Origin of the sequence: Cryobacterium sp. RTC2.1, from assembly GCF_035018685.1 — a bacterium.
Classification (GTDB): Bacteria; Actinomycetota; Actinomycetes; order Actinomycetales; family Microbacteriaceae; genus Cryobacterium; species Cryobacterium glucosi.
This window is the reverse complement of the sequence record NZ_JASJXJ010000212.1, coordinates 1-5,282: the sequence shown is the minus strand read 5'-3', so window position 1 is coordinate 5,282 and position 5,282 is coordinate 1. Positions and strand designations below refer to the sequence as shown.

Annotated in this window: 3 protein-coding genes; 2 read left to right on the top strand and 1 reads right to left on the bottom strand. The window is 68.5% G+C overall.

Annotated features, from left to right (window positions below):
• Window positions 1-51: 51 nt before the first annotated feature.
• Window positions 52-1,266, top strand: coding sequence for an amidohydrolase (locus QN357_RS17745; RefSeq protein ID WP_323505290.1), 1,215 nt, complete (start codon window positions 52-54; stop codon window positions 1,264-1,266).
• A gap of 22 nt (window positions 1,267-1,288) precedes the next feature.
• Here QN357_RS17745 and QN357_RS17740 read toward each other — a convergent pair whose 3' ends face one another.
• The gene (locus QN357_RS17740) at window positions 1,289-2,500 is read right to left on the bottom strand and encodes an AI-2E family transporter (RefSeq protein ID WP_166787249.1); all 1,212 of its coding nucleotides are present in this window, start codon (window positions 2,498-2,500) and stop codon (window positions 1,289-1,291) included.
• Between the two features lie 216 nt (window positions 2,501-2,716).
• Between QN357_RS17740 and QN357_RS17735 the strand changes: the two genes are divergently transcribed.
• Window positions 2,717-5,242, top strand: a complete 2,526-nt coding sequence (locus tag QN357_RS17735; protein ID WP_134446303.1) for an ATP-dependent Clp protease ATP-binding subunit — start codon at window positions 2,717-2,719, stop codon at window positions 5,240-5,242.
• The last annotated feature ends 40 nt before the right edge of the window (window positions 5,243-5,282 follow it).

Genomic DNA, 5,282 nt, shown 5'->3' with positions numbered 1-5,282 from the left:
GCCCCTCCGGCAGCGCCCGGCACGGGGGAGACGCCTGCCGCCGTCGAGGACCTGCTCCCCGGGCTCGGCGCGCTCTACGAGGACCTGCACCGGAACCCCGAGCTCTCCTTCGCCGAGCACCGCACCGCTGCCCTGCTCGCCGGGCGGTTACGCTCCCTCGGCTACGCGGTGACCGAAGGCGTCGGCCGTACCGGCGTTGTCGGTATCCTGCGCAACGGCGCCGGGCCGACCGTGCTGCTGCGCGCCGACATCGACGCCCTGCCCGTCGCTGAGGCCACCGGGCTGCGCTATGCGAGCACGATCACCCAGGTCGGCGTCGACGGCGTGGAGTCGCCGGTCATGCACGCCTGCGGCCACGACATGCACGCCACCTGGCTGATCGGCGCCGCCGCCATCCTCGCCGGGCAGCGCGCCGACTGGTCCGGCACCCTCCAGCTCGTGTTCCAGCCCGCCGAGGAGCTCGGCGCCGGCGCCGCCGCGATGATCGACGATGGCTTCTTCGACCGCTTCGGAACGCCCGACATCACCCTCGGCCAGCACGTCACCCCGTGGCCGGCCGGCGAGCTGCTCTACCGGGCAGGGAGCGTCATGACCGCGGCCGATTCGATCCGCATCGTGCTGCACGGCACGGGGTCACACGGATCCACCCCCGAGCAGTCCGTCGATCCCGTCGTGCTCGCGGCATCCGTCGTCTTGCACCTGCAGACGATCGTGTCGCGCGAGATCGCCGCCGCCGACTTCGGCGTGCTCACGATCGGCACCCTGCACGCCGGCACCAAGCAGAACATCATCCCCGACTCTGCCGAGCTCGGCATCAGCATGCGCACCTACGAACCGCTCGTGCGTGAGCGGATGCTCGCCGCCATCACCCGGATCGTCACCGGCGAGTGCGAGGCGGCCGGTTCGCCGCGCCCGCCGGAGATCGAGGTCACCTTCTCGGTGCCGGCCCTGGTCAACGAGCCGGCCGTGACGGCCGAGTTCGCTGCACTGTTCACAGAACGCTTCGGCGCCGGCCGGGTGGGCGTCGGCCCGCAGGCGGCGCCGAGCGAGGACTTCGGCCTCTGGGGCACCCGCGCAGGCTGCCCGTCCTTCTTCTGGTTCACCGGTGGCGGCGACCCCGCCGCGTTCCGTGCCGCGATCGCCGCCGGCCGCATGCAGGACGTGCACTTCAACCACTCGCCGTTCTACGCTCCGGTACAGGACCCCACGATCCAGACCGGCGTCGAGGCCATGGTGGCCGCGGCCCGCCATGCCCTCGCCCGCTGACCGTCAGGGTCGGTCGGGAGGGTCAGCGGGCGCGGTCCTGCCGGGGCACGACGACGGTCTTGATGATCAGCAGGATCGAGGCCGTGACCGGGATCGCGATGAGCGCCCCGAGCATCCCGAGCAGTGCCCCGCCGGCGATCGCCCCGATCACCACGAGTGAGCCGGGCACGGCGATCGCCTTGTTCATCACCCGCGGGGTGAGCACGTAGGCCTCGATCTGCAGGTACACGAGGTAGTAGAGGCCGATCCAGAGTGCCGTCGCGGGGGAGGCGAGCAGGGCGACCGCGACCACGATCGCCGCGGCGAACACCGAGCCGATCAGCGGCACGAGCGCGAGCGCGAAGACCACGACCGCGAGCACCCCCGCGAACGGCACGCCGATGATCAGCATCGCCACGAGGCCGAGGCCCGAATTCAGGCACGAGAGCAGCAGCATCCCGTTCACATAGCCGCCGATCGAGCCGGTGATCTGCTCGGAGATGTCGATGAAGCCCGGCCGGCGCGGGCGTGGCACGAGCGCGTACAATGCCTTCTTCATCGGGTCGAGCGACGCGAGGAAGTACAGGCTCAGGATGAGCACGATCATCCCGCCGGTGATCCCGTTGATGAGGCCGACGCCGACCTTGACCAGGCCGGAGCCCACGAACAACCAGCTCGCAGGGTCGGTCGCGAGGGCGATGAGTCCCTCGAAGAGAGCGGGCAGGTCGATGATCCCGAGCTGGTCCGACAACAGGATGAACCAGTCCTGGTGCTCCAGGCCGACCAGGTAGCCGGGCGCCAGTTGGGCGAAGGTCACGACCTGCCGCACGACCACGGGAACGACGAGCAGTACGAGCAGCACGGCGATGACGGTGAGGGTCACGAACACGAGCCCGATGGCGAGCGGGCGGCGCAGGCCCCTGCCGACGAGCAGCCGCACCACGGGATCGAGGCCGAGGGCGATGAACAGGGCGGCGCCGATCGAGATCAGGATCGTCGAGAGCGACGCAAGCGCGACCCCGAGCACCACGGCAGAGAGCACCCCGAGCGCCCCGACGAATCCGGCGATGAAGGGCGATCGCAGCGTCGTGGCGACCGCGAGCGGCTCGTCCTGCCGAGCGGATGCCGCCACGCGGCCCCAGCGCACCCCCGGCGTCACGCGCGGCCGGGACGCCCGGCTCCGGGCATCCGCCTCATGCGGCCGGTTCTTCGTGAGACCGTTTTTCGCCCGGGCCGTGACCTGCGGATTGTCCACGCCGTCCATGATGCTGCCTCTCGCCGCCGTCGACCCGGTGCGGCTGCCGCACGGACCCGATGATGAGGGTATTACCCACTCAAGCGACGCCGCAAGGATTGCCGGACGCAGACATCCGTCACGCCTGCGGCGAACAGAGGCGCGCTTTGGTTGCTTCCCTCGTTACTCTCGATGTATCGGCGCCACACCTGCCCCTGGTGCCAAGGGAGTGATCACATGTTTGAGAGATTTACCGACCGAGCTCGTCGTGTCGTCGTTTTGGCCCAGGAAGAGGCCAAGATGCTCAACCACAACTACATCGGCACCGAGCACATCCTGCTCGGGCTGATCCACGAGGGTGAAGGCGTCGCCGCCAAGGCCCTCGAGAGCCTGGGCATTTCGCTCGACGCCGTGCGCGAGCAGGTCCAGGACATCATCGGCCAGGGCCAGCAGCAGCCGACCGGGCACATCCCGTTCACGCCGCGCGCCAAGAAGGTGCTCGAGCTGAGCCTCCGTGAGGCCCTGCAGCTCGGCCACAACTACATCGGCACCGAGCACATCCTGCTCGGCCTCATCCGCGAGGGTGAAGGCGTCGCCGCCCAGGTGCTCGTCAAGCTCGGCGCTGACCTCAACCGGGTGCGCCAGCAGGTCATCCAGCTCCTGTCCGGCTACCAGGGCAAGGAGCAGGTCCAGGTCGGTGCCAACGAGACGGCGAGCGGACCGGCGGGCAGCCAGATTCTCGACCAGTTCGGCCGTAACCTCACCCAGGCCGCGCGCGAGAACAAGCTCGACCCCGTGATCGGTCGTGAGAAAGAGATCGAACGGGTCATGCAGATCCTGTCCCGGCGATCGAAGAACAACCCGGTCCTGATCGGGGAGCCCGGCGTCGGCAAGACCGCTGTCGTCGAGGGCCTCGCCCAGGCCATCGTCAAGGGTGATGTGCCCGAGACGCTCAAGGACAAGCAGCTCTACTCGCTCGACCTCGGCTCGCTCATCGCCGGAAGCCGCTACCGCGGTGACTTCGAGGAGCGCCTGAAGAAGGTCACCAAGGAGATCCGCACCCGCGGCGACATCATCATCTTCATCGACGAGATCCACACCCTCGTCGGTGCCGGTGCCGCTGAGGGCGCCATCGACGCGGCGTCGATCCTCAAGCCGCTCCTCGCCCGCGGTGAGCTGCAGACGATCGGTGCGACGACGATCGACGAGTACCGCAAGCACTTCGAGAAGGATGCCGCGCTCGAGCGCCGCTTCCAGCCGATCCAGGTCGCGGAGCCGTCCCTTCCTCACACCATCAACATCCTCAAGGGACTGCGCGACCGGTACGAGGCGCACCACAAGGTGTCCATCACCGACGGCGCCCTCGTGGCCGCGGCGAACCTCGCCGACCGCTACGTGTCCGACCGGTTCCTCCCGGACAAGGCCATCGACCTGATCGACGAGGCCGGCGCGCGCCTCCGCCTCTCGATCCTGTCGAGCCCGCCCGAGCTGCGCGAATTCGACGAGAAGATCGCCGTCGTCCGCGCCGCGAAGGAGACCGCGATCGAGGACCAGGACTTCGAGAAGGCCGCCGGCCTGCGCGACGAGGAGAAGAACCTCCTCGGCGAGCGACTGCGCCTCGAGAAGAAGTGGAAGTCCGGCGACGTCAAGACGACCGCCGTCGTCGACGAGGGCCTGATCGCCGAGGTGCTCGCCCAGGCGACCGGCATCCCGGTGTTCAAGCTCACCGAGGAGGAGTCGTCGCGGCTCGTCTTCATGGAGAAGGCCCTGCACCAGCGTGTCATCGGCCAGGAAGAGGCCATCTCGGCGCTCGCCAAGACCATTCGACGCACCCGTGCCGGACTCAAGGACCCGAAGCGCCCGAGCGGTTCGTTCATCTTCGCCGGCCCCACCGGCGTCGGCAAGACCGAGCTCGCCAAGGCGCTCGCCGAGTTCCTCTTCGATGACGAGGCCGCCATGATCTCGCTCGACATGAGCGAGTACGGCGAGAAGCACACCGTGTCGCGCCTGTTCGGTGCGCCTCCCGGGTTCGTCGGCTTCGAAGAGGGCGGCCAGCTCACCGAGAAGGTGCGTCGCAAGCCGTTCTCCGTTGTGCTGTTCGACGAGATCGAGAAGGCCCACCCGGACATCTTCAACTCCCTCCTCCAGATCCTGGAAGAGGGCCGGTTGACGGATGGCCAGGGTCGCGTGATCGACTTCAAGAACACCGTGATCATCATGACCACGAACCTCGGCACCAAGGACATCAGCAGCTCGCCCGTCGGCTTCCAGCTCTCGGGCGACACGACGACCGGCTACGAGCGGATGAGCGGCAAGGTGAAGGAGGAGCTCAAGAAGCACTTCAAGCCCGAGTTCCTCAACCGCGTCGACGAGGTCATCGTCTTCCCGCAGCTGACCAAGCCGGAACTGCTCCAGATCGTGGACCTGTTCATCAAGCGCCTCAGCGACCGCCTGCTCGACCGCGACATGACCGTCGAACTGACGATCCCCGCGAAGGAGCACCTGATCGAGGTCGGCTTCGACCCCGCTCTCGGCGCCCGGCCGCTGCGCCGTGCGATCCAGCGCGAGGTGGAGGACCGTCTCTCCGAGAAGATCCTGCAGGGCGAGCTCAACGCGGGTGACCACGTGCACGTCGACTTCCTCGCCGGCGAGTACGTGTTCACCACGACGGCGCGTGCCACGCCCGTGTCCATCGGCGTGAACGCCTCGGCCGCGCTCGGCACCGGGTCGGGCACGCCCGACCTCGCGGTCGCAACGGACTAAGCACCCGACGCACGACAACCTGGAGGGGCCAGGCGGAGAC